This is a genomic window from Methyloparacoccus sp. NF-16, from assembly GCF_056880625.1.
Genome location: NZ_CP174130.1, coordinates 1,924,952 through 1,948,691 on the forward strand (window position 1 = coordinate 1,924,952; position 23,740 = coordinate 1,948,691).

General features: G+C 69.4%; 16 protein-coding genes. 11 read left to right on the top strand and 5 right to left on the bottom strand.

Annotated features, from left to right (window positions below):
• Positions 1–16 precede the first annotated feature (16 nt).
• The 4 genes from metH to ACH5N8_RS09265 are packed head-to-tail and all read left to right on the top strand — an operon-like array spanning position 17 to position 6,087.
• The gene (metH, locus tag ACH5N8_RS09250) at positions 17–3,727 is read left to right on the top strand and encodes a methionine synthase (RefSeq protein ID WP_483281095.1); all 3,711 of its coding nucleotides are present in this window, start codon (positions 17–19) and stop codon (positions 3,725–3,727) included.
• A 6-nt stretch (positions 3,728–3,733) separates the two neighbouring features.
• Positions 3,734–3,979 carry a glutaredoxin family protein gene (locus ACH5N8_RS09255; RefSeq protein WP_483281096.1) on the top strand — a complete coding sequence of 82 codons (246 nt, stop codon included), beginning with the start codon at positions 3,734–3,736 and terminating at the stop codon, positions 3,977–3,979.
• Between the two features lie 45 nt (positions 3,980–4,024).
• Positions 4,025–5,416, top strand: a complete 1,392-nt coding sequence (locus ACH5N8_RS09260) for a class II fumarate hydratase (protein WP_483281097.1) — start codon at positions 4,025–4,027, stop codon at positions 5,414–5,416.
• The gene (locus ACH5N8_RS09265) at positions 5,413–6,087 is read left to right on the top strand and encodes a M15 family metallopeptidase (protein WP_483281098.1); all 675 of its coding nucleotides are present in this window, start codon (positions 5,413–5,415) and stop codon (positions 6,085–6,087) included. The genes ACH5N8_RS09260 and ACH5N8_RS09265 overlap by 4 nt, the downstream gene beginning before the upstream one ends.
• On the opposite strand, the gene ACH5N8_RS09270 is transcribed toward ACH5N8_RS09265, so the two are convergent.
• The gene (locus ACH5N8_RS09270; RefSeq protein WP_483281099.1) at positions 6,014–7,087 is read right to left on the bottom strand and encodes a glycosyltransferase family 2 protein; all 1,074 of its coding nucleotides are present in this window, start codon (positions 7,085–7,087) and stop codon (positions 6,014–6,016) included. The genes ACH5N8_RS09265 and ACH5N8_RS09270 overlap by 74 nt on opposite strands.
• Positions 7,080–8,303, bottom strand: coding sequence for an O-antigen ligase family protein (locus ACH5N8_RS09275; RefSeq protein ID WP_483281100.1), 1,224 nt, complete (start codon positions 8,301–8,303; stop codon positions 7,080–7,082). Before ACH5N8_RS09275 ends, ACH5N8_RS09270 begins: the two co-directional genes overlap by 8 nt.
• Before the next feature lie 237 nt (positions 8,304–8,540).
• On the opposite strand from ACH5N8_RS09275, the gene ACH5N8_RS09280 reads away from it, so the two are divergent.
• From ACH5N8_RS09280 to ACH5N8_RS09300, 5 genes are all read left to right on the top strand, one after another.
• Positions 8,541–9,677, top strand: a complete 1,137-nt coding sequence (locus ACH5N8_RS09280; RefSeq protein ID WP_483281101.1) for a glycosyltransferase — start codon at positions 8,541–8,543, stop codon at positions 9,675–9,677.
• Entirely contained in the window at positions 9,670–10,818 is a 1,149-nt protein-coding gene (locus tag ACH5N8_RS09285) for a glycosyltransferase (RefSeq protein WP_483281102.1), read from the top strand. The genes ACH5N8_RS09280 and ACH5N8_RS09285 overlap by 8 nt, the downstream gene beginning before the upstream one ends.
• Before the next feature lie 67 nt (positions 10,819–10,885).
• Entirely contained in the window at positions 10,886–11,827 is a 942-nt protein-coding gene (locus ACH5N8_RS09290; protein ID WP_483281103.1) for an N-acetylmuramoyl-L-alanine amidase family protein, read from the top strand.
• A 111-nt stretch (positions 11,828–11,938) separates the two neighbouring features.
• A complete protein-coding gene (locus ACH5N8_RS09295) occupies positions 11,939–15,985 on the top strand; it encodes a hypothetical protein (RefSeq protein WP_483281104.1) in 4,047 nt (1,348 codons plus the stop codon).
• Between the two features lie 228 nt (positions 15,986–16,213).
• Positions 16,214–17,071: a M48 family metallopeptidase gene (locus ACH5N8_RS09300; protein WP_460026398.1), complete on the top strand. Its 858-nt coding sequence runs from the start codon at positions 16,214–16,216 to the stop codon at positions 17,069–17,071.
• 7 nt (positions 17,072–17,078) lie between these two features.
• Here the strand turns inward: ACH5N8_RS09300 and ACH5N8_RS09305 are convergent, their stop codons facing one another.
• Entirely contained in the window at positions 17,079–18,014 is a 936-nt protein-coding gene (locus ACH5N8_RS09305; RefSeq protein ID WP_460026330.1) for an ABC transporter ATP-binding protein, read from the bottom strand.
• 137 nt (positions 18,015–18,151) lie between these two features.
• On the opposite strand from ACH5N8_RS09305, the gene ACH5N8_RS09310 reads away from it, so the two are divergent.
• Positions 18,152–19,657 carry a Ppx/GppA phosphatase family protein gene (locus ACH5N8_RS09310; protein ID WP_483281105.1) on the top strand — a complete coding sequence of 502 codons (1,506 nt, stop codon included), beginning with the start codon at positions 18,152–18,154 and terminating at the stop codon, positions 19,655–19,657.
• Here the strand turns inward: ACH5N8_RS09310 and ACH5N8_RS09315 are convergent.
• Both ACH5N8_RS09315 and ACH5N8_RS09320 read right to left on the bottom strand, forming a co-directional pair.
• On the bottom strand, positions 19,650–20,438 hold the full coding sequence (locus ACH5N8_RS09315) for a YdcF family protein (RefSeq protein ID WP_483281106.1): 789 nt from the start codon (positions 20,436–20,438) through the stop codon (positions 19,650–19,652). The genes ACH5N8_RS09310 and ACH5N8_RS09315 overlap by 8 nt on opposite strands.
• Before the next feature lie 21 nt (positions 20,439–20,459).
• Complete coding sequence (locus ACH5N8_RS09320) at positions 20,460–21,491, bottom strand: MerR family transcriptional regulator (protein WP_483281107.1); 1,032 nt, start codon at positions 21,489–21,491, stop codon at positions 20,460–20,462.
• Positions 21,492–21,756: 265 nt separating this feature from the next.
• On the opposite strand from ACH5N8_RS09320, the gene ftsH reads away from it, so the two are divergent.
• A complete protein-coding gene (gene ftsH / locus ACH5N8_RS09325) occupies positions 21,757–23,670 on the top strand; it encodes an ATP-dependent zinc metalloprotease FtsH (RefSeq protein ID WP_460026326.1) in 1,914 nt (637 codons plus the stop codon).
• Positions 23,671–23,740: the final 70 nt, after the last annotated feature.

Here is a 23,740-nt window from a genome sequence, read left to right on the forward strand (position 1 = left end):
GATGACCCGCCCCGCCATGACCCAAGATTACGCTGCCCGGACCCGCCAGATTCGGTCGCTGCTGGCCGAACGCATCCTGTTCCTGGATGGCGCCATGGGCACCATGATCCAGACCTACCAGCTGGCCGAGGCGGACTATCGGGGCGAACGCTTCGCCGAATGGCCACGTGATCTCAAGGGCAACAACGACCTGCTGGCCCTGACCCAGCCGCAGATCATCCGCGCCATCCACGACGCCTATCTGGAGGCCGGCGCCGACATTCTCGAAACCAACACCTTCAACGCCAACCGCATCAGCATGGCGGACTACGGTATGGAGGCGCTGGTCTACGAACTGAACGTCGAAGCCACCCGTCTGGCCCGCGCCGCCTGCGACGCGACGACCGCGCAAACCCCGGACCGGCCACGCTTCGTCGCTGGCGTGCTGGGTCCGACCAGCCGCACGGCGACCCTCTCGCCCGACGTCAACGATCCCGGTTTCCGCAATGTCCACTTCGACGAACTGGTGGAGGCCTACACCGAGGCCACCCGCGGCCTGGTCGACGGCGGCGCCGACCTGATCCTGATCGAAACGGTGTTCGACACCCTCAACGCCAAGGCCGCCGTGTTCGCCGTCGAGCAGTTCGCCGAGGATCACGGGCTGCCCCTGCCCGTCATGATCTCCGGCACCATCACCGACGCCTCCGGCCGTACCCTGTCCGGCCAGACCGTCGGCGCCTTCTGGAACTCGCTGCGCCATGCCAAGCCCATCTCCTTCGGCTTCAACTGCGCGCTGGGCGCCAAGCAGTTGCGCCAGTACATCGAGGAACTGTCGAACCTTGCCGACACCCATGTCTCGGCCCATCCCAATGCCGGCCTGCCCAACGAGTTCGGCGAGTACGACGAATCGCCCGAGGCCATGGCCAGGGAGATCGCCGAATGGGCCGAACAGGGCTTTCTCAACATCATCGGCGGCTGCTGCGGCACCCGCCCGCCGCACATCAAGGCCATCCACGACGCGGTAAAGGATTGCCCGCCGCGCCGGGTACCGTCACCCGAGCCGCAATGTCGCCTGGCCGGACTGGAGCCGCTGAACATCGGCGCCGACACCCTGTTCGTCAACGTCGGCGAGCGCACCAATGTCACCGGCTCGGCCGTCTTCCGGCGGCTGATCCGCGAGGAAAGGTACGAAGAGGCGCTGGAGGTCGCCCGCCAGCAGGTGGAAAACGGCGCCCAGATCATCGACATCAACATGGACGAGGGCATGCTGGATTCGCAGGCCGCGATGGTGCGGTTCCTGAATCTGATCGCCGCCGAACCGGACATCGCCCGCGTGCCGGTGATGCTCGATTCGTCCAAGTGGGACATCCTCGAGGCCGGCCTCAAGTGCGTGCAGGGCAAGGGCATCGTCAACTCCATCTCGATGAAGGAGGGCGAGGACGCCTTCCTGCGCCAGGCCCGGCTGGTGCGCCGCTATGGCGCCGCGGTCATCGTCATGGCCTTCGACGAGGTTGGCCAGGCCGACACGGTGGCGCGCAAGGTCGAGATTTGTACCCGCGCCTACAGGCTCCTCACCGAAAAGCTGGACTTCCCGCCCGAGGACATCATCTTCGATCCCAACATCTTCGCCGTCGCCACCGGCATCGAAGAACACAACCGCTATGGGCTGGATTTCATCGAGGCGGTCAAGATCATCAAGGAGACCCTGCCCCACGCGCTGATCTCGGGTGGCGTCTCCAACGTCTCGTTCTCGTTCCGCGGCAACAATGCCGTGCGCGAGGCCATCCACGCCGTGTTCCTCTACCACGCCATCCGCAACGGCATGGACATGGGCATCGTCAACGCCGGCCAGCTGGCCATCTACGCGGACATCCCGGCGGAACTCCGCGACACCATCGAGGACGTGATCCTGGCGCGGCACGACGGCGCCACCGAACGGCTGCTGGAACTCGCCGACCGGTACCGCGAGGAGGGCGGCACGACGGAAAAAAAGGAGGACCAGGCCTGGCGCGCCTGGCCGGTCGCCAAACGGCTGGAACACGCCCTGGTCAAGGGAATCGACGAATTCATCGAGGCTGATACCGAGGAAGCCCGCCAGCAGTTCGAGCGGCCCCTGCATGTCATCGAGGGCCCGCTGATGGACGGCATGAACGTCGTCGGCGACCTGTTCGGCGCCGGCAAGATGTTTCTGCCGCAGGTGGTGAAGTCGGCCCGGGTCATGAAGAAATCGGTGGCCTACCTGATGCCGTTCATGGAGGCGGAAAAGGCGCTGAATCCCGCGCCGAAGTCCAACGGCAAGATCCTCATGGCCACCGTGAAGGGCGACGTCCACGACATCGGCAAGAACATCGTCGGCGTGGTGCTGCAATGCAACGGCTTCGACGTGGTCGACCTGGGCGTGATGGTGCCCTGCGAGAAGATCCTGGATGCCGCGCGCGAGCACCGGGTGGACATCATCGGCCTCTCCGGCCTCATCACCCCGTCGCTGGACGAGATGGTGCATGTCGCCAGGGAGATGCAGCGCCTGGGTTTCGCCATCCCGCTGCTGATCGGCGGCGCCACCACCTCGCGGGCGCACACCGCGGTCAAGATCGAGCCTCACTACCAGGCCGGCCCGACCGTCTACGTGACCGACGCCTCGCGCGCCGTCGGCGTCGCCGGCAGCCTGCTGAGCGAGGACCTGCGCAATGACTATGTCGCCCGCATCCGCCGGGAATACGAGGAGGTCCGCGTCCACCACGGCGGCCGCAAGGCCAGGGCGCCCCTGCACGACATCGCCGCCGCCCGCGCCAATGCCTTCCGCGCCGACTGGACCGGCTACGCCGCGCCCCGGCCCGGATTCCTGGGCGTGCAGACCTTCGACCGCTACCCGCTGGCGGAACTGGTCGACTTCATCGACTGGTCGCCGTTCTTCCACACCTGGGAGCTGGCCGGCAGCTACCCGAAAATTCTGGACGACGAGATCGTCGGCGAGCAGGCCCGCGCGCTGTATGCCGATGCCCGGGCCATGCTGGAGACCCTGGTCGCGGACGAGTGGCTCACCGCGCGCGCCGTGCTGGGTTTCTTCCCGGCGGCGCGGGTCGGGGACGACATCCAGCTGTATGAGGACGAAAGCCGCCAGCGCCCGCTCGCTGTCCTGCACCACCTGCGCCAGCAGTCCGTCAAGCCGCCGGGCCAGCCCAACTATGCGCTGTCCGACTTCGTCGCGCCGCAGGAGAGCGGCATCGCCGACTACGTCGGTGGCTTTGCCGTGACCGCCGGCATCGGCATCGAGGAACACCTCGACCGCTTCGCCGCCGAGCATGACGACTACAGCAGCATCCTGCTCAAGGCGCTGGCCGACCGGCTGGCCGAGGCCTTCGCCGAGTGCCTGCACCGCCGCGTGCGCCGTGAATTCTGGGGCTATGCCCCGGACGAAGCGCTGAACAACGAGGCCTTGATCGAGGAGGCCTATCGCGGCATCCGCCCGGCCCCCGGCTATCCCGCCTGCCCCGACCACACCGAGAAGGCGACGCTGTTCCGCCTGCTCGAGGTGGAATCGCGCAGCGGCATCCACCTGACCGAGTCCTTCGCCATGACCCCGGCCTCCTCGGTCAGCGGCTGGTATTTCAGCCACCCGGCGGCGCGCTATTTCAACGTCGGCAAGATCGGTCGCGACCAGGTCGAGGATTACGCCCGCCGCAAGGGTCTGTCGCTGGCGGACATGGAACGCTGGCTGGCGCCAACCCTGGCCTACGAGCCGGACTGAGCGCCCATGCGGCGCCTGCTGCTCTACGGCACGGACGGCTGCCATCTGTGCGAGATAGCAGCGGACCGGGTGCGGCAGGCACTGCCGACCCGCGCCGATCCCGCCGCGCTGGAGCTGATCGACATCGCCGCCGACGATGCCCTGCTGGCGGGCTACGGGATGCGCATCCCGGTGCTGCGCCGCGCCGACGGGCGCGAGCTGGACTGGCCCTTCGGCGCGCAGGAGCTGGCCACCTTCCTGTCACCCGACTGAACGGCCCTGCTTTTTTTCGCAACCCCAATCGAACCGGAGACACGCATGAGCACGGTATTTCGAACCGAACAGGACAGCATGGGCGAGCTGAAGGTCCCCGTCGATGCGCTGTACGCGGCCCAGACCCAGCGCGCGGTGGAAAACTTTCCGGTCAGCGGACTGACCCTGCCGCCGGCCTTCATCCGCGCGGTAGCGCTGATCAAGCAATGCGCGGCGGAGGTGAACGCCCAGCTGGGCATGCTGGATCCGCAGATCGCCGACGCCATCCAGTCGGCCGCCGCCGAGATCGTCGAGGGACATCATCTCGACCAGTTTCCGGTCGATGTCTTCCAGACCGGCTCCGGCACCAGCACCAACATGAACGCCAATGAGGTCATCGCGACGCTGGCCGCCCGGGTTTCCGGACGGCCGGTCAGCGCCAACGACCACGTCAACATGGGCCAGAGCAGCAACGACACCATCCCCACCGCCATTCACCTGAGCGCCGCCCTGGAATGCAAGGGCAAACTGCTGCCGGCGCTGGATACCCTCGCCGATGCGCTGGAAACCCGGGCGCGCACGCTGGACGACGCGGTGAAGACCGGCCGCACGCACCTGATGGACGCCATGCCCATCACGCTCGGCCAGGAACTCGACGGCTGGGCCTTCCAGGTCCGCAACGGCAGCGCGCGCATCGAGTCGGCCCTGACCCGCATCCACAAGCTGGCCCAGGGCGGCACGGCGGTCGGCACCGGCATCAACGCGCACCCGGAATTCGCCCGGCGCATCGCCGCGGCGCTCAGCCAGAAGACCGGCATCGCGCTGGCGCCGAACGAGAACTTCTTCGAGAGCCTGAGCACCCAGGACGCGGCGGTGGAGCTGTCCGGCCAGCTCAAGACCGTCGCCGTGAGCCTGATGAAGATCGCCAATGACCTGCGCTGGATGAATTCCGGCCCGCTGGCGGGGCTCGGCGAGATCGAGCTGCCGGCATTGCAACCGGGCAGTTCCATCATGCCCGGCAAGGTCAACCCGGTGATCCCGGAATCGGTCGGCATGGTCGCCGCCCAGGTCATCGGCAACGATGCCACCATCACGGTAGCCGGCCAGTCGGGCGCGTTCCAGCTCAACGTGATGCTGCCGGTGATCGTCTACAACCTGCTGCAGAGCATCGAGCTGCTGGCCAACGCCGCCCGCCTGCTGGCGCAGAAGGCCATCGCCAACTTCACGGTACGGACCGACAACCTGGAACGGGCGCTGGCCCTGAATCCCATCCTGGTCACCGCACTGAATCCGGTGATCGGCTATCTGGAGGCCGCCAGGATCGCCAAGACCGCCTATCAGTCGCGGCGGCCGATCATCGAGGTCGCCGCCGAGATGACCGACATTCCCCGCGCCGAGCTGGAACGGCTGCTGAACCCGAAGGCTCTCACCGCGGGTGGCATCCAGGCCGACGGATGAGCCGCACCGGCCGCTCGCGGCGCCGGCTCCCGCTGGCGCTCCTGCTCGGCGGGCTGGGCCTCCCGGCCTGCCAGGCCCCGCCCGTGATCGAGCACCAGGCCAGGCTGACGGAGATCGTCCGGGTCGAACCCGGCATCCGGCTCGATCTCCGCTACGCCACCCCCCGCAACTTCACTGGCTGGCCGCTGTACCCGGTCGCCCGGGCCTACCTGCTGCCGGCAGCGGCCGCGGCCCTGGGCCGCGCGCACCGGAGCCTCGCCGCCGAGGGCTACGGCCTCTTGGTCTACGACGCCTACCGGCCCTGGCACATCACCAAGGCGCTATGGGACGCGGCGAGCGAGTCCGACCGCCGGCAGGGCTATGTCGCCGATCCGGATACCGGCTCGCGTCACAACCGCGGCTGCGCGGTGGATGTCGGTCTCTACGACCTGACGACCGGGCGGGAAGTCCCCATGCCCAGCGCCTTCGACGACTTCAGCGTGCGCGCCCATGCGGACTGGCCGGGTGCAAGCCCGGCAACCCGGCGCACCCGGGCGCTCCTGCGCCAGGCCATGGCGGCCCAGGGCTACACCGTGCTGGCCAACGAGTGGTGGCACTTCAACTACCGGGATTGCGATCGCCAGCCCCTGCTGGATATTCCCCTGACACGCGCCGGTCAGGCGTCTCCCTGAGCGGGCCGGCCGGGGTGGCGGCCGGCTGCGATTCCGTCCACGCCCGCGCCAGCCCCTCGCGGACGGTATCGACGATCGCCTGGTAATCCAGGCAACTGGTCGCCGCCAGCTCGCGGCGGAGGGCGCTCACCTCGGGCAGTCGCCGCAGCGCGGCATACAGACCGCCGAGGTAGACGAAATCCAGCCGCAGCAGCCGGGTCAGCGCCTGCACGGCATATCCCGGAATCACCTGCCGCAAGGCCTCCGGCGAGAGATGGATCCACTCGAACAGGAACTTGTTGCGGCGACCGATGCGCTGGATGCGCGCGGCCCGCACGTGCCGCTTGATGGAGGAATCGCTGTGGTCGTGGACGATGCGGCAGCCCGGCTCGAACAGGCTGCGCCAGCCGCGGCGCCAGGCCCGCAGTCCCAGGTCGATGTCCTCCCAGTAGAACGGCTGGTAGATGGGATGGAAACCGCCCAGGGCCTGGAAGCGCGACTTCCTGACCGCCATCGAGCCGCCGGAGGCGAACAGGGTCGGCACCGCCCGATCCGGCAGGCGTCCGCCCAGTTTCAGTGGCCGCAGGCGCCGGCGGCGGATCTCGTAGCCGCGCCAGGATTCGTCGGTGGGGCGCCCCTGTCCGTCGACGATCAGCGGCGCGACCGCGAACACATCCGGCGCCTGCAGGTGCCGGATCAGCGGAGCGATGAAATCGGCGTCCGGCCGCACGTCGGAGTTGAGCAGCACCAGGCACTCGTTCGCCGCCACCTCGACCCCGGAATGCACGGCCTCGGCAAAACCGCGGTTGACGGCATGCTGCACCAGCCTGACGCCGGGAAACTCGCGCGTCAGCCGCGCCACGCTGTCATCCGTCGAGCCATCGTCGACGACGATGATCTCGCAGTCGCCGGGATAGTGCGCGGCGGCGGCCAGCACAGCCGGCAGATTGGCGCCCAGCAGCCGGGCACCGTTGAAATTGGGAATGACGAGGCTGACGGCCGGCAGGATCGCATCAGGCATGGCGCGGGATTGTGCGGATATGGCAGAAGCTGGCCCCGATCAGCAGGCTGAGGGGATGAAAATGATGGCGGGCGAAAAACGGCAGGGTCAGGAAGCCCACCACCAGGAAGCCGGCCCAGGCAGCCAGCAACGCCAGGCCCCGGCGCCGCTCCGGCAATGTCCGGCTGTCGCGGATGGCGCGCGCCAGCCCCCGATAGCCCAGCGCGAAGGCGGCAAGGAGCAGCGTCAGCCCCAGCAGCCCATGGCTGTAGAGGATTTCCAGGAGGAAGTTGTGCGGGAAGACAAAATCCTTGACATGACGGAGGCTGGAATAGGCCTGGTAATCCCGGTAATAGGCGCCGAAGCCGTGGCCCAGCCACCACTGCAGCGGCGTGCTGGACAGTTGCAGAGGGATGAACTCCCGCCACAGCACCCAGCGCTCCTCCTGGTCGATATGGACGAGGAAATCGTCGATGCGATCCGCGAAGCCGAACCCGCCGGAGGCATAGAGTCCCGCCGCCAGCAGCAGGCTGAACCCGGCCAGCCGCCAGCCGAGGCGCGGTGACAGATGCGGCACCAGGGCCAGCGGCATGCAGAACAGGGCCAGGTAGCCGGGCCGCGAATGGGTCAGCAGCAGCATCGCCAGATCCACCACCAGGGCCAGCACCAGCAGCCAGCGGACCCGGGCGCGCAGGGCCAGGGCCAGACAGGCGAGCGGCGGCAGCACCAGTACCGCATAGGCCGCCATGTAGTGGATGTTGCGGTAGAGGCCGCGCGGCCCGTCGTGGTTGCCGCGGGAACCGAGCAGGTCGGCGACGCCCTGGGTGGCGACAAACACCAGCAGCAGCAGGATCATCGCCGTACGGTGATCGAAGCGCGCCGACACGCGCGGGGGCAGCAGGGTCATGGCCGTCGCCATCACGAGCCCGCCCAGCAGGATGGCAGGCTCGTGCCCCGGGCTCGGCTGGACCGCCATCGTCACGCCCAGCACCAGGAACACCAGTCCCGCTCCCCACAGCCAGACCAGCGGCCGCGGCAGCCGCAGGCGGGCCGGCTCGCCGATGCCGATCAGCAGCAGGGCGGCCGCTGTCACCTGCTGGCTCAGGACATAGGTGCCGCGGTTGGTCAGCAGCGACAGGGCAAAGCCATAGACCCCCAGCAGCAGCAGACGATTGCCGAGCGCCGTCGCGGCCGGCCGGCAGGCGGAACAGGAAAGCGGAAAACGGCTGCCGGACATGACGCGCAACGGACCCCCGGGAAAAGCCCGGCATTATACGGCCGGCCCACCGGGCGCGAGGGAAACCCCATGGCGGACCGGCTTCGCTACAATAGTCCACCCCCGTGTCGCGGCCGCCGACCCTCCGTCCCGATCCCCATGCCTGCCGATGAAGATCGCAACATGTCCGCGACAAGCGCCACATCACGCCGCCCGGCCGGCTCATCCGCCGACCGTCAGCCTCAGGGCATACCCGACATGAGCACCGACCTGGCCATCTTCTTTTCCACCTCGGGCCACAGCGGCGTCGACCGGCTGGCGCAGAATCTGGTGCCGGCCCTGGCCAGGCGCGGCTATGCCGTCGACGTGCTGAAGGTCCGCAAGCACGGCCCCTATCTGGACAGCCTGCCCGAGGGCGTGCGGGTCATCGACCTGGGCACGGCGCATACCTATTCCAGCCTGCTGCCGCTGGCCCACTACCTGCGCCGCCACCGGCCGAGGACGCTCTATTGCGACAAGGATCGCGTGAACCACACCGCGATCCTCGCCCATGCCCTGGCCGGATCGTCCAGCTACCTCGCCGTCGGCACCGGCACCACGCTGTCGATCGACTGCGCCCAGCGCGGCCTGCTGCATCGCGTCAAGACGCGGTTTTCCACCGGCCGGCTGTACCGCTATGCCGACAATGTCATCGTCACCTCCCGGGGTGTGGCGGACGACATGGCCGCCTATACGGGCCTGCCACGCCGGCACATCTCGGTCGTGCCCTGCCCGGTCGTGCCGGCCGCGGCATTCGAAGGCCGTTTCGGGACGCCCGACCACCCCTGGTTCGGCGACGGCGGACCGCCGATCATCATGGGCCTCGGCGAACTCTGTGCCCGCAAGGACTTCGTCACCCTGATCCGCGCCTTCGCCCGGCTGCGCGAGCGCCTGCCCTGCCGGCTGATGATCCTCGGCCGGGGACAGGATCGCGAACGCCTGCTGGCGACGGCGCACGCGCTCGGTGTCGCCGAGCAGCTGGCGCTGCCCGGCTTCGTCGAGGCACCCCATGCCTGGCTGGCCCAGGCCAGCCTGTTCGCCTTCACCTCGCTGCTGGAGGGGCTCGGCTTCGCCCTGATCGAGGCGCTGGCGGTCGGCATTCCCTCGGTCTCGACCGACTGCCCCAGCGGCCCGCGGGAAATCCTGCACGATGGCGACTACGGACCGCTGGTGCCGGTGGGCGATCACGAGGCGCTGGCCGCCGCCATGGCCGAGGTGCTCCGGTCGCCCCTGCCGAAGGCCAGGCTGCAAGAGGCCGCCCGGCCCTACGAGATCGAGAACGCCACCAGCGCCTACATCCAGGCACTGCATCTGGACCAACCCGCCCGCCGGCCGGAACCCTTGCCGCGTGACTGACATCGTCACGCCGAACGGGGCGCGTCGCCTCCGCATCGTGTTCTTCTCGCCCTCCTTCGGCGACGGCGGCGTCGAGCGCGACACCGTCAACCTGGCCAACGGCTTCAGCGCCCTGGGCTATCCGGTCGCCATCCTGCTGCGGCAGACCGAGGGGGCGTTCCAGTCGCAGCTTCAGTCCGGCGTCGAGCGCATTCGGCTGCCAGGCGGCCGGCCCGAAGCCAGTGGCCAGGCGCTGGCCGACTACCTCGGCGCGCATGCGGTGGCGGCCGTCATCAGCGCCAACGATGCCGACGATCGCATCGCCGTGCGCGTCAAGGCACAACTCGCGGACCGCAGCGGCGCGCGCTTCTACATCCGCGTCGGCACCGCCATCGTCAGCCGCCTGCGCGAGGATCGCCTGCACTGGCTGACCGGCGGCTTCCGCCGCCGACAACTGGCACGGCTGTTCCTGGCCTGCGACGGCGTCATTACCACGTCCACCGGCGCAGCGCGGGAAATCGTCGCGGAACTGGGCATTCCGCCGGCGCGTGTGACGGCGATACCCAACCCCACGCTCACCGCCGATGTCGAGCGGCTGGCCGCCGTCGAACCCGGACATCCCTGGTTCGCCGCCGGCCAGCCACCGGTCATCATGGCCCTGGGGCGGCTGGCGCGGGTGAAGGACTACCCGACCCTGATCCGCGCCTTCGCGCAGCTGCGCGCCGAGCGCGCCTGCCGGCTGCTGATCCTCGGCCGGGGGCGGCAGCGCGACCGGCTGCTTCAGCTGGCCACGCGGCTCGGGGTCGGCGAGGATGTCGACCTGCCGGGCTTTTTCGACAACCCTTACGCCAGCCTGCGGCGCGCCAGCCTGCTCGCTGTCAGTTCGCTGCGCGAAGGGGGACCGATCGTGCTGATCGAAGCGCTGGCGCTGGGCATCCCGGTGGTGTCCACCGACTGCCCGACCGGCCCGCGCGAGATCCTGCAGGACGGCCGCTACGGCCGGCTGGTGCCGCCGGGCGATCCGGCCGCGCTGGCCGCGGCCATGCGCGAGACGCTGGACAACCCGCCGGATGCGGCCCTGCTGCGACAGGGCGCCGCTCCCTATACCCAGGCCGACAGCTGCCGGCGGCACTTGCAAGCCATGGGCCTGGCACCAGTCTGAGGCGCGGCGCGGCTTGCGCCGGAAGAAGCGTGACGGTAAGGTGCGCGCTCCCCGATTCTGCCCCACGATGAAGCCTCCTTCTCCCTTGCGTGTTTCCCTGTCTGACGTTCCCGGGCGGGTCCGTGGCCTGGCCCGGACGCTGTGCCTGCTGGCCCTGGGCGGACTCGTCGCCGGCCCCGTGCCGGCCGGCGCCGATACCCAGAAGTCTTCGACCGCCCCCAGCGCCAGGCAGGCGCCGGCCGTCCAGCCACGCTTCGTGGTCGTCATCGATGCCGGCCATGGCGGCAAGGATGGCGGCGCCCAGGGCCCGCGCGGCACCCTGGAGAAGGATGTCGTGCTTGCCGTGGCGCGGCGGCTGGCCAGACAGCTAAACCGCGAGCCCGGCATGCGCGGCATCCTGGTGCGCGCCGACGACCGCTTCCTCAACCTGCGCCAGCGGGCCGAGATCGCCCACCGGGCCCGTGCCGACCTGTTCGTCTCGCTGCACGCGGACGCCTATGCCGACGGCGAGGCCAGCGGTTCCTCGGTCTACATCCTGTCCGAATCGGGTGCCAGCAGCGAGGCTGCCCGCTGCCTGGCCGACCGCGAGAATGCCGGCGAGGTGGGCGGCGTCGATCTCAGTACGCAGGACGCCGTGCTGGCCTCGGTGCTGGTGGACCTGTCCAAGAACGCCAACATCGAAGCCAGCGAACGCGCCGCCGGCCAGGTACTGGGAGCCTTGCAGCAGGAATTCCGCCTGCACAACCCGGGCGTGCAGAAGGCCGGCTTCGCCGTGCTGAAATCGCTGGACGTGCCGTCCCTGCTGGTGGAGATGGCCTTCATCTCCAATCCCGACGAGGAAGCCCGGCTGCTGGACCCGAAGCAGCAGGAGCGCCTGGCGGGCGCGCTGTACCGGGGCATCCGCCAGCATGCCGCCACGCTCGGCCGGCTTCCCCCGGACCCCGCCGGCGCAGCGACGTCCGCCGGGCGCGACAATCCCGAACCGACCCGAACCTCGTCGATACCCTGAGCGATACCGCCACCGGATCGCCGGCGATCCGCCACGGATAGGCGCCCGGCACCGATTCGGCGATACTGCCCACTCCGGCGGCAGGGCCGCCACCGACCTTCGAGGTGATCCATGTCGCACCGTGGTCTGCTGCTGCTTGCCGGCCTGGCCTGGCTCCTGAGCCAGACATCGGGCGCCGCCCCCCTCCCGGCCACCGCCATCCCGGACGCGCTGAAACCCTGGCAGGACTGGGTACTGTGGCCGGAGCGCAACCTCGGCTGCCCGGCGCTCACGGACCACGCCGGGATGCGGCCCTGCGTCTGGCCCGGCCGGTTGCGCCTTGATCTCGACGGGCGCGGCGGGCGCTTCGAGCTGGCGCTGGCGGTCTATGCCGAGCAGCAGGTGGCGCTGCCGGGCGACACCGTGCACTGGCCCCAGGCGGCGACGGCCAACGGCCGGCCGCTGCCGGTTGTCGAGCGGGATGGCCTGCCGTATGCCTCGCTGCCGCCCGGCACCCACTATCTGTCGGGTCGCTTCCGCTGGGACCGGCTGCCCCCCACCTTGGCCCTGCCAGCGGGATCGGCGCTGATCGACCTGAAAGTGCACGGGAGGCCGGTGGACTTCCCCACCCTCAACGAACAGGGCCAGCTCTGGCTCGCGCCGGCGGCGGACGAACCGCCGGCCGCGGCCTCGGACACGCTGCATGTCGCCGTGTTCCGCCGCCTCGACGACGGCGTGCCGGTCCGGGTACTGACCCATGTCGACCTCGATGTCGCCGGCAAAAGCCGCGAGATCGCCCTGGCCGGCGCACTGTTGCCCCAGGCCGTAGCGATGCGGCTGGACAGCCCCCTGCCCGCGCGCCTCGAGCCGGACGGTACCCTGCGGCTGCAGGTCCGACCGGGCCGCTGGTCGCTGGAACTCCTGGCCCGCTATCCCGGCGGCATCACCGAGTTCCCGCGCGCCGCAGCCGGCGAAGCCTGGCCGACCGAGGAAATCTGGTCCTACCGGGCCGACCGCGCCGTGCGCCTCGCCGAGGTCGCGGATGCCGCCACCGTCGATCCGCGCCAGACGCAACTGCCGGAGGACTGGCGCGACCTGCCGGCCTACCGGCTGGAAGCCGGCACGGTGCCGCGGCTGAACGTCCTGCGGCGCGGCGATCCGGAACCGGAGCCGGACCGGCTGACCCTCAGCCGCAGCCTGTGGCTGGATTTCGACGGCGGCGGCTACACGGTGGCTGACCACATCGGCGGCCAGATGACTCGGGACTGGCGCTTGAACGCCGGTGCCGGGCTGCGGCTCGGCCAGGTGCTCCTGAATGGCGAGCCGCAGCCCATCACTCTCGACCCCGCCGGCGGCGAGCGCGGCGTCGAGGTCCGCCGCGGCGACCTCGACCTCCATGCCGACAGCCGCCTGCCGGCGGGCCAGACGCTGTCGGCGACCGGCTGGCGCAAGGATTTCCGGTCGCTGCGGGCCGAGCTCAACCTGCCGCCGGGCTGGCGGCTGGTCACCGCCTGGGGCGTCGATGAGGCCCCAGGCGCCTGGATGACGGCCTGGACGCTGCTGGACTTCTTCGTCGTGCTGACCCTCGGCCTGGCGGCCGGCAAGCTGTGGGACTGGCGCGCGGGACTGCTGACCCTGTTGACCCTGACGCTGATCTGGCAGGAACCGGGGGCGCCGCGTTTCGCCTGGGTCAACCTGCTGGCCGTGGCCGGCCTGCTGCGGGTACTGCCGGCCACGGCGGCAGGCGGTGCGCGGGCGGCGACGATGCGCCGCTGGGTGCAGGGTTACCGGCTGCTGGCGGTGGTCGTGCTGGCGCTGATCGCGATCCCGTTCCTGGGCCAGCAGCTGCGCCTGGGCCTGTATCCGGCGCTGGAACATCCCTACGGCGCCCCGGGCCTGGCGACACCCGAGGTTGCCCGAGCGCAGGCTGCCGGCGAGGTGGCCTCGGCGCTGGCGGAAAACCGGGATGAAAGCATGCCGGACAGTCCGCCGGCGGCGCCGGCGATGAAGGCCGCCGGCCCGACCGCGCCGGCGCCCGAACCGGTCGCGCTGGGCGTCGACCGCATCGACCCCGATGCCCTGACCCAGACCGGACCCGGGCGGCCGGCATGGACCTGGAACCGCATCGCCCTGGTCTGGAAGGGGCCGGTCCAGCAGGACCAGAACCTGACGCTGGTGCTGGTTTCGCCGGCCATGAACCTGTTCCTCAATGGGCTGCGCGTCCTCCTGCTCGCGGCACTGGCGGCCCTGCTGATCCGTGGCGATGCGCCCTGGCCACGGTTCCGGCTGCGTGCCGGGCAGACCGCAGGACTGTTGCTGCTGATGCTGTTCCTGCCCCGGCCGCACGCCGCCGAACTGCCAACTCCGGAGCTGCTCAACGAACTGCGGAACCGGCTGACCGCCCCGCCCGCCTGCGCGCCCCGCTGCGCCGATATCCCGCGCATGACGGTGAGTACCGGGCCACGCACCCTGAACCTGCAACTCGACATCGATGTCGCCGCTCCGGTCGGCGTGCCCTTGCCGGCGCAGCCGGGGTGGTGGCTGCCATCGCAGGTGCAGGTCGACGGCAAACCCGCCACCGCCCTGCTGCGCGACGAGGAGGGGCGGCTCTGGCTGGCGCTGGAGCCGGGCCGGCACCGGGTCGCACTCGGCGGTGGCCTGCCCGCGCAGGATCAGGTCGTGCTGCCCCTGCCCCTGCGGCCGCACCGGATCGAGACAGCCGGCAGCGGCTGGCGTATCGAGGGAGTCGGTGAACACGGCGTTCCCGAGGTGCAGCTGCGCCTGCTGCGGATCACCGGGGAGACGCCGTCCTCCCTGCCGGCGCTGGCCGCAGGCGAGCCGCTGCCGGCCTTTCTGGAGGTGGAGCGAACCCTGGCGCTGGGGCTCGACTGGCGCGTCGTCACCCGGGTGCGCCGCCTGACCCCGCCCGACAGCGCGGTGACGCTGGAAATCCCCCTGTTGCCGGGGGAATCGGTGCTGACGGCCGACCTTCCGGCTGCCGGCGGCCATGTCCGCTTCAGCCTGCCCGCCGGCGAGACGGAGGGCGGCTGGACTTCGTCGCTGGCGCGACAGGCCACCCTGACGCTCGCCGCGCCGGATACCGGGCGCTGGTCCGAGGTCTGGCGCCTGGCCATCGGGCCCCGCTGGCATGTCGCCAGTTCGGGCATCGCCGTGGTCCACCATCGCGCGCCCGATGGCCACTGGCAGCCGGAATGGCGGCCCTGGCCCGGCGAGCAGGTCACGCTCGCCATCACCCAGCCGGCCGGGGCGCCCGGCGAGACCCTGACCATCGATGGCAGCGAACTGCGGCTGCGGCCGGGCAAACGGGCCACGCAAGCCTCGCTGAGCCTGAACTTCCACAGCTCGCAGGGCGGCCAGCTGCCGGTGACCCTGCCACCCGGCGCGCAGCTGCAAGCCGTGGCGATCGACGGCCTGGCCCAGCCGATCCGCCAGGACGGCCGCACCGTGCGCCTGCCGGTGCATCCGGGCCGGCAGACGGCCCGGCTCGACTGGGCCAGCCAGGATGGCATCCGCACCGTCTTCCCGGTACCGGACATTCGCCTGGGCCAGCCCAGCGTCAACGCTACCGTGCATGTCGAGATGAGCCCGGACCGTTGGATCTGGCTGCTGGGCGGGCCGCGCATGGGCCCGGCGGTGCTGTTCTGGAGCGTGCTGGCGCTGCTGGTGCTGCTGGCCTTCGGACTGTCGAGGCTGCCGCATAGCCCGGCACGCTTCGGCGAATGGGCGCTGCTGCTGGTCGGGCTGAGCCAAGCCTCGGTCAGCGGCGGCCTGGCCGTTGTCGGCTGGCTGCTGGCGCTCGCCTGGCGGGAAAGGACGCCGTTGCCGGCCGGCAGCCGTACCCTGCGGTTGACGCAGACCGGCCTGATCCTGTGGTCGCTCGTGGCGCTCGCCACACTCACCGGAGCCGTCGCCGAGGGTCTCCTGGGCCTGCCGGCCATGCAGATTGCCGGCAATCAGTCGCAGGCCCAGGATCTGGTCTGGTACCTGGATCGCAGCCCGGAAACCCTGCCGCGACCCTGGGTGCTGTCCGTACCGCTGTGGGTCTATCGCGGCCTGATGCTGGCCTGGGCCCTGTGGCTCGCCAACACCCTGCTGAAGTGGCTCCGATGGGGCTGGAACTGCCTGATGGGTGACCCCATCGCGACGGCAGAACCGTGATCCGGCCGGCGGGGCCGGAGCCGGGAGGCACGGACCAGCCATGCGGCGGCGGCTTGAAGACGGCCGCCGGCATCCCCAACCCGCCATGCCTCGGTGCCGCCTCGCCCGGCAACGTAAACTATCGCCATCCGGCCGACCGACCGACCGAGGTCCGCCAGGCCGTTCCAAGAACCCGCCGGGGGGCAGTTCCTCCGCGCCCCCCGATCGTCCAGGAGTCCAGCCGTGTCCATGTCTGCCCGTATCCCCATGATTGTCCTGCTGGCTGCCGGCATCGCCGCCTGCGCCACCAACAAGATCACCGGCCGCACGCAGGCCATGCTGGTCAGCGACGAATCGGCCGCGCAGCAATCCAGCCAGGCCTATGCCCAGCTGATCGGCGAGGCCGCGCAGAAGCGCCTGCTGGATGACGACACCTACGAGCTCAACCGCATCCAGTCGATCGCCAAACCGCTGATCCAGCAGGCGGTCAAACTGCGACCGGAAGTCCAGAACTGGCGCTGGGAGGTGCACGTCCTGAAGAGCGACGAGATCAATGCCTGGTGCATGGCCGGCGGCAAGATGGCGGTCTACACGGGGCTGTTGCAGAAGATCCAGCCGACCGACGACGAACTGGCGGCCGTCCTCGGGCATGAGATCTCGCATGCCCTGCTCTCGCACCAGGCCGAGAAACTGTCGCGGGCGCAGATGCAGAAAGCCGGGCTCACGGCGGGCGTGCTGGCGGGCGCCATGTTCGGCGTCAATCTCGGCAACCTGGCTTCCATCGCCGATTCGGTGGCCACGCTGGGTCTGCAACTGCCCAACAGCCGCGAGGCCGAGAGCGAGGCCGACCAGGTCGGCATCGAGCTGGCGGCCAGGGCCGGCTTCAATCCGAACGCGGCGGTAACCCTGTGGGAAAAGATGATCCGCTTCGGCAGCGGCGGCACGCCGGACTGGCTGAGCACCCACCCGAATCCGGAGTCGCGCATCGCCGCCATGAAAGCCCGGGCGCAACAGTTGATGCCGGTCTACGAGGCGGCCCGCCAGGGCGGCGCCAGCGCAGCGCCCACATCACCCGCGGCGGCGGTGCAGACCCGTCCGCTGAACTAGCCCGGGATCAGACCGGATCGCCCGGCCTTTCCCGGGCATTGTCGAGCAGATCGAAGAACAGCTGCTCCAGCCGGTTGGCGGCGTTGCGCAGCGCCATCACGCGGACGCCGATGGCGGCCAGCGCGTCGAACAGTGCATGCACGCCGACCTCGGTCGGCACCTCGGCCGACAGCGTGCGCTCGTCGATGCGCTCCAGCCGCATCGCCGCCAGTTCCGGCAGGACCGCGAGCGGGCGGTCCAGTTCGAGGATGTAGCGGCTGGCGTGCAGCCGTGCCAGCAGGCTGTCCATGGCGGCGTGCTCGACGATCCGCCCATGGTTGATGATGGCGATGTGGCGGCAGAGATTCTCCGCCTCCTCCAGGTAATGCGTGGTCAGGATGATGGTGGTGCCCTCGCGGTTGATGCGCGTCAGCAGCTCCCACATGGACCGGCGGATCTCGATGTCCACGCCGGCGGTCGGCTCGTCGAGGATCAGCAGGCGCGGCGAGTGCACCAGCGCCCGTGCGATCATCAGGCGCCGCTTCATGCCGCCGGACAGGGTGCGCGACACGCTGTGACGCTTGCCCCACAGTCCCAGCTGGTCCAGGCAGTTTTCCGCCCGCTCCCGCGCCTCCCGCCGGGGGATGCCCTGATAGCCGGCATGGTTGGCGACCACGCTGAGCACGGTCTCGAACTGGTTGAAGTTGACTTCCTGCGGCACCAGACCGATCAGCCGCTTGGCGGCGTCGCGCTGGCGGTCCAGATCGAGCCCGAAAATCTCCACCCGCCCCGCCGTCTTGTTGACCAGCGAGCTGATGATGCCGATGGTGGTGGACTTGCCGGCGCCGTTCGGCCCCAGCAGGGCGAAGAAATCCCCGGTGGCGACATCGAGATCGATACCTTTCAGGGCCTCCATGCCGTTGCGGTAGGTCTTGCGCAGTCCGCGCAAGGACAGGGCTTTCATCGTGGGTGTATTTCGCCGGGGGGATTTGCAACAATACTCGGGCAGCCGCCGGCGCCACGCGCACAGCGGCTTTTTTTCGCAAAGTTTAACGGATTTCCCGGCTCCGCCCGCCGGTTCCCGCAACCCGCCGCACCGCCATGACCCTGCCCAGCCAAGACAAACCCCGCCAGGTCGCCGCCGTCGACCTAGGCTCCAACAGCTTCCACATGATCGTCGCGGAACTGCGGGCCAACGAGATCGTGGTGCTCGACCGGCTGCGCGAAATGGTCCGCCTGGGCGCCGGCCTGACCCCGGACAACCAGCTCGGTGAGGACATCCAGCAACGGGCGCTGGAGTGCCTGGAACGCTTTGGTCAACGCCTGCGCCACCTGCCGCCCGGCAGCGTGCGGGCGGTGGGCACCAACACCCTGCGCGTCGCCCGCAACGCCGGGCCTTGGCTGCTGCGGGCCGAGCAGGCACTGGGCCACCCGATCGAGATCATCGCCGGCATCGAGGAGGCGCGGCTCATCTACCAGGGCGTCGCCGAGAGTCTGGCCCCCGACGGCAAGCGGCGCCTGGTGATGGACATCGGCGGCGGCAGCACCGAATACATCATCGGCGTCGACCGCACGCCGCTGCAGAAGGAAAGCCTGCGCATGGGCTGCGTCTCCATGAGCCTTGCCCACTTCGCCGACGGCCGCATCACCGCCAAGCGCTTCCGTCGCGCCGTGCTGGCGGCCGAGCGCGAGCTGGAACCGTTCCAGCATCTCTTCTGCAGCCACGAATGGGCCCAGGCCGTGGGCGCCTCCGGCACGCTCAGGACAACCCAGAAGCTGCTGCAGAACCGCGGCTGGAGCCGCGACGGCATCTCTGCCGAGGGCCTGCAACGGCTGGTCGACCTGGTGGTCGATGGCGGGCGCCTGAGCAGGACGCTGCTGCCGGACCTGGATCCCGAGCGCCACCCCAGCTTTCCCGGCGGTCTCGCCATCATCCAGGCGAGCTTCACGGCGCTGGGCATCCGGCACATGCAGATTTCCGACGGCGCCCTGCGCGAAGGCCTGCTGCACGACCTGCTGGGCCGCATCAACCATCAGGACATCCGCGAGCGCACGGTAGCGGCGCTGGCCACGCGCTACCACGTGGAAATGGAACACGCGCGGCTGATCCAGGACACGCTGGCCGACTGGCTGTCACAGCTGGAGCTGCTGCCGGAGCTGGACCGCGCCAGCGCCAGCCAGTGGCTGGACTGGGCCGCCCGGCTGCACGACATCGGCCGCGACATCGCCCACAGCGGCTATCACAAGCACGGCGCCTACATCCTCGCCAATGCCGACCTGCCGGGTTTCTCGACCCAGGATCAGCTGCTGCTGGCCACGCTGGTGCGGGCGCATCGCCGCAAGTTTCCGATCAAGCTGTTCAAGGAGCTTGCCGCACCCTGGGACGAAGCCGGCAAATGGCTGGCCGTCCTGCTGCGCCTGTCGATCCTGCTGCACCGCAGCCGCGCCCTGGTCGACCTGCCGAGCATCGGCCTGCGGATCGACAGATCCGCTGTCTGCCTGGAGTTCCCGCCCGGCTGGCTGGAGGCACACCCCCTGACCGTGGCCGATCTGGAGCAGGAGGCGACCTACCTGCAGGCCGCGGGCATCGCGCTGAGCTTCAGCTGAGGCGGCGCAGCAGGCGATACCAGACCATCCCCAGCCCCTCGTGGATGGCGTGATAGCTGTCTACCCAAGCCTGCGCATCGGGCAGGAAATCCAGCCAGTCCAACTCGACAGCACCCTCGCAGCCGGTGCCGGCCGGAATCACCTCCAGGCCCAGCCGCTCGAATTCCGGCGCGGCCCGCGGCAGATGCCAACCCTGGCTGACCAGATAGATGCGCTTCACACCCGCCGGCTCCAGGAGTCGTGCCGCGTTGCGGGCGTTTTCCCGGGTGGTGCGGGCGCGGTCCTCGACCCAGCGCACCGGCACCCCGAAATCCCTCACCAGCGTCTCGCGCATGGCCGCGGCTTCCGCCGGACGCCCCTCGGCCGCGCCACCGGTGACGAGGATGGGCAGCCCGGTATCGCGGTGCAGGCGCGCGCCGTGCCGCAGCCGTTCCAGCGCCAGCGGCTTGACCGCCGGCGCGCCCCCGTATTCGGGGGCAACCTCGCGGAGGCCGCCGCCGAGTATGACGATGGCATCGGCGGGTGCCGTCACCGGACGGCAGGCGTCGGTCTGCCAGGGCGCCAGGAGCACCCTGGCGATCGCCGGAATACCCAGCAGGATCAGGCCGGCGAGACTGCCCGCTAGCAGGGTCCGTCCCCAGCCGGGCCAGCGGGGCCACAACGCCAGGCCGGTCATCGCCAGCAGGGGCAGGTTGACCGGCGGCAGCCATGCCAGCCCGAGCAGCTTGCCGGCCACGAACCAGACACTATCCAGCACGCCAACCCCCGGTGCGCGGGGCATGCGCCGATGCCGGCATCGCGCTCAGGAGATGGCGAGCGCCGACGGGTCCGGCGCCAGGACGGCATCGCCCTTGTCACGGGCGGCCAGCTCGATGCCCTCGCTCTCCAGCAGGAACGCCAGCGCCTCCTCCAGCAGGGCCCGGGCTTCGGCCGTCATGGCGTGCAGGCGCGCATGCACGGCGGCATCCTGGGCATGGCGATGCTCGCAGGCAAGACTGTACTGCTCGAACGCACCCAGACGGGACACCAGTTCGACGAGATGGTGCGGACATTCGCAGGGCAGATGGATTTCCCGATTGGCGATCTCGGTCAGGGTCGCGGCATCGAAGCGGGGCGGCGCCACGGGGCGCGGCACAGCCAGGATGGCCGTCTCGGGCGGTGTCTCGGCGGCGACCGGCAGGCAGGCCCCCAGCAACAGCTCGGGGGTCAGTGGCGCCCGCAGCGTCTGGATTCCGCGCTGATGCAAGCGTTCGAGCACGGTTCTTGCCGAGAAGGCATAGACGACCACGATGCGGCGCGTCCGGAGCTGGGCCGGGAGTTCCAGCAGACGGCCGAGCCGATCGGCGGAAAGCGCCGGAAATTCGACGATGGCGATGTCGGCCTGCCGTTCCCGTCCCTCGCGCAGGAAGTCGGACCAGAGCGTATGAGCGGCACGGATGTCGAGGGCGGACAATGGCCCCGACCAGTGACGCAGCTGGTGCGGCAGGGCGTCGCCGTAGGCGATGACCGAGACACGGCGCCCGGCGTCAGGCTCCAGCCCCGCGGCGAGGAGGCCCTGCTGCTGGAACTCGGCATGCACCGCCAGCCGGCTGCGCAACTCCGCCTCGGGCAGGTGCACGATCGAGCCCACCGGCTCGCCGCGCTCGACCAGCTGCTTGATCAGCAGCAGCCGCGAGACATCCTCCCGCGTGTAGAAGCGCCGGTTCTGGGCCGAGCGCCGCGGACAGACGGCACCATAACGGCGCTCCCAGACGCGCAGGGTGTCCATGGGAATGCCGGTCAGCCGCGAGACGGTGCCGATGCCGAAGGAAGAACCCGTAATGGAGACAGTCAAGCGACCTCCGTTGAACAAAAACCACAGGATTCAGTCTGACGGCATGCTACGCAAAGTCATTGTCCTTGACAACAGATTGACAGGACCGGGCCAAGATGGGTTAATGATGGACAACATATGGACATGGCCCGCTGGATTGACAGCCAAGCGCAGACGGCGTGAAGCCGCTCTACCCGTTCTAGACAGGCAGGGATTGCCAGGATCGACAAGACGTTGAGGTTGCGGAGTTCATCTCCGCGTTTTTGGATACCAAAGAGGAAGAGACATGAAAGACATGACGAAGAACATCCTCCTGTGGGTCGTCATCGCGTTCGCGCTGCTGTCGATGTTCAATTACTTCAGTCCCCGGGGCAAGACAGACCCGGCCATGACCTACACCAATTTCATCGCCGCCATCAACCAGGGCAGCATCCGCCAGGTCAACATCGAGGGCGATGTGATCAGCGGCATGACCACCGATGGCGACCGCTTCATGACCTATAACCCGGGCGATCCCCACCTGGTCGACGACCTGCTGAAGAACCATGTGGACATCAAGGTCGTTCCCCCGGAACGTCCCTCCTTCCTGACCCAGCTGTTCATGGCCACCTTCCCCATGCTGCTGCTGATCGGCGTCTGGATCTACTTCATGCGGCGCATGCAGGGCGGTGCCGGCGGCGGAGCGATGAACTTCGGCAAGAACAAGGCCAAGCTGATCGAGGAGGACAAGGTCAAGGTCACCTTCGCCGATGTCGCCGGCTGCGACGAGGCCAAGGAAGATGTGCAGGAAATGGTCGACTTCCTGCGCGACCCGACCAAGTTCCAGAAGCTGGGCGGCATGATCCCGCGCGGCGCCCTCATGGTCGGCCCGCCCGGCACCGGCAAGACCCTGCTGGCCCGCGCCATTGCTGGCGAGGCCAAGGTTCCCTTCTTCTCGATCTCCGGCTCCGACTTCGTGGAAATGTTCGTCGGCGTCGGCGCCTCCCGCGTCCGCAGCATGTTCGAGGAGGCCAAGAAGCGCGCCCCCTGCATCATCTTCATCGACGAGATTGACGCCGTCGGCCGCCAGCGCGGTGCCGGCCTCGGCGGTGGTCACGACGAGCGCGAGCAGACCCTCAACCAGCTGCTGGTGGAAATGGACGGCTTCAGCGGCAACGAGGGCATCATCATCATCGCCGCCACCAACCGGCCCGACGTACTGGACAAGGCGCTGCTGCGTCCCGGCCGCTTCGACCGCCAGATCACCGTCGGCCTGCCCGACCTGCGCGGCCGCCAGCAGATTCTGGGCGTGCACATGAAGCGCGTGCCGGTGGCCGGCAACGTCGAGACCGAATGGCTGGCGCGCGGCACCCCGGGCTTCTCCGGCGCCGATCTGGCCAACCTGGTCAACGAGGCCGCCCTGTTCGCCGCCCGCCGCAACAAGAAGCAGGTGGAGATGGATGACTTCGAGAAGGCCAAGGACAAGATCCTCATGGGCGCCGAGCGCAAGACGGCGGTCATGAGCGAGGAGGAGAAGCTGGTGACGGCCTATCACGAGGCCGGCCATGCCATCGTCGGCCGGCTGGTGCCGGATCATGATCCGGTCTACAAGGTCAGCATCATCCCGCGCGGACGCGCCCTGGGCATCACCATGTTCCTGCCCGAGAAGGATCAATACAGCATGAGCAAGCAGAAGCTGGAAAGCCAGATTTCCAGCCTCTACGGCGGTCGCCTGGCCGAGGAAATCATCTTCGGCACCGAAAAGGTCACCACCGGCGCCCAGAACGACATCGAGCGCGCCACCCAGCTGGCCCGCAACATGGTCACCCGCTGGGGCCTGTCGGAGCGACTGGGGCCGCTGGCCTACAGCGAGGAGCAGGGCGAGGTCTTCCTCGGCCGCTCGGTCACCCAGACCAAGTCGGTGTCCGAGGAGACCGCGCACCTGATCGACGAGGAGATCCGCTCGGTGATCGACCGCAACTACGAGCGTGCCGATCGCCTGCTGCGCGAGAACCTCGACAAGATGCACCTGATGGCCGAGGCGCTGATGAAGTACGAGACCATCGACCGTCACCAGATCGACCAGATCATGGAAGGGCGCGTACCCAGCCCGCCGAAGGACTGGATCAACACGCCGCCGAGCAACGCCGGCAGCGAGGGCGGTTCGCCGTCCGAACCGGTCGAGATCGGCCCGATCGGCAAGGCTGCGACCTCGCACTGAGCCCCTGCCCGTCCCAGGCCCGCCGGAGCCCGCTCCGGCGGGCTTTTTCATGCCCGGCGCCCCGTTTGCC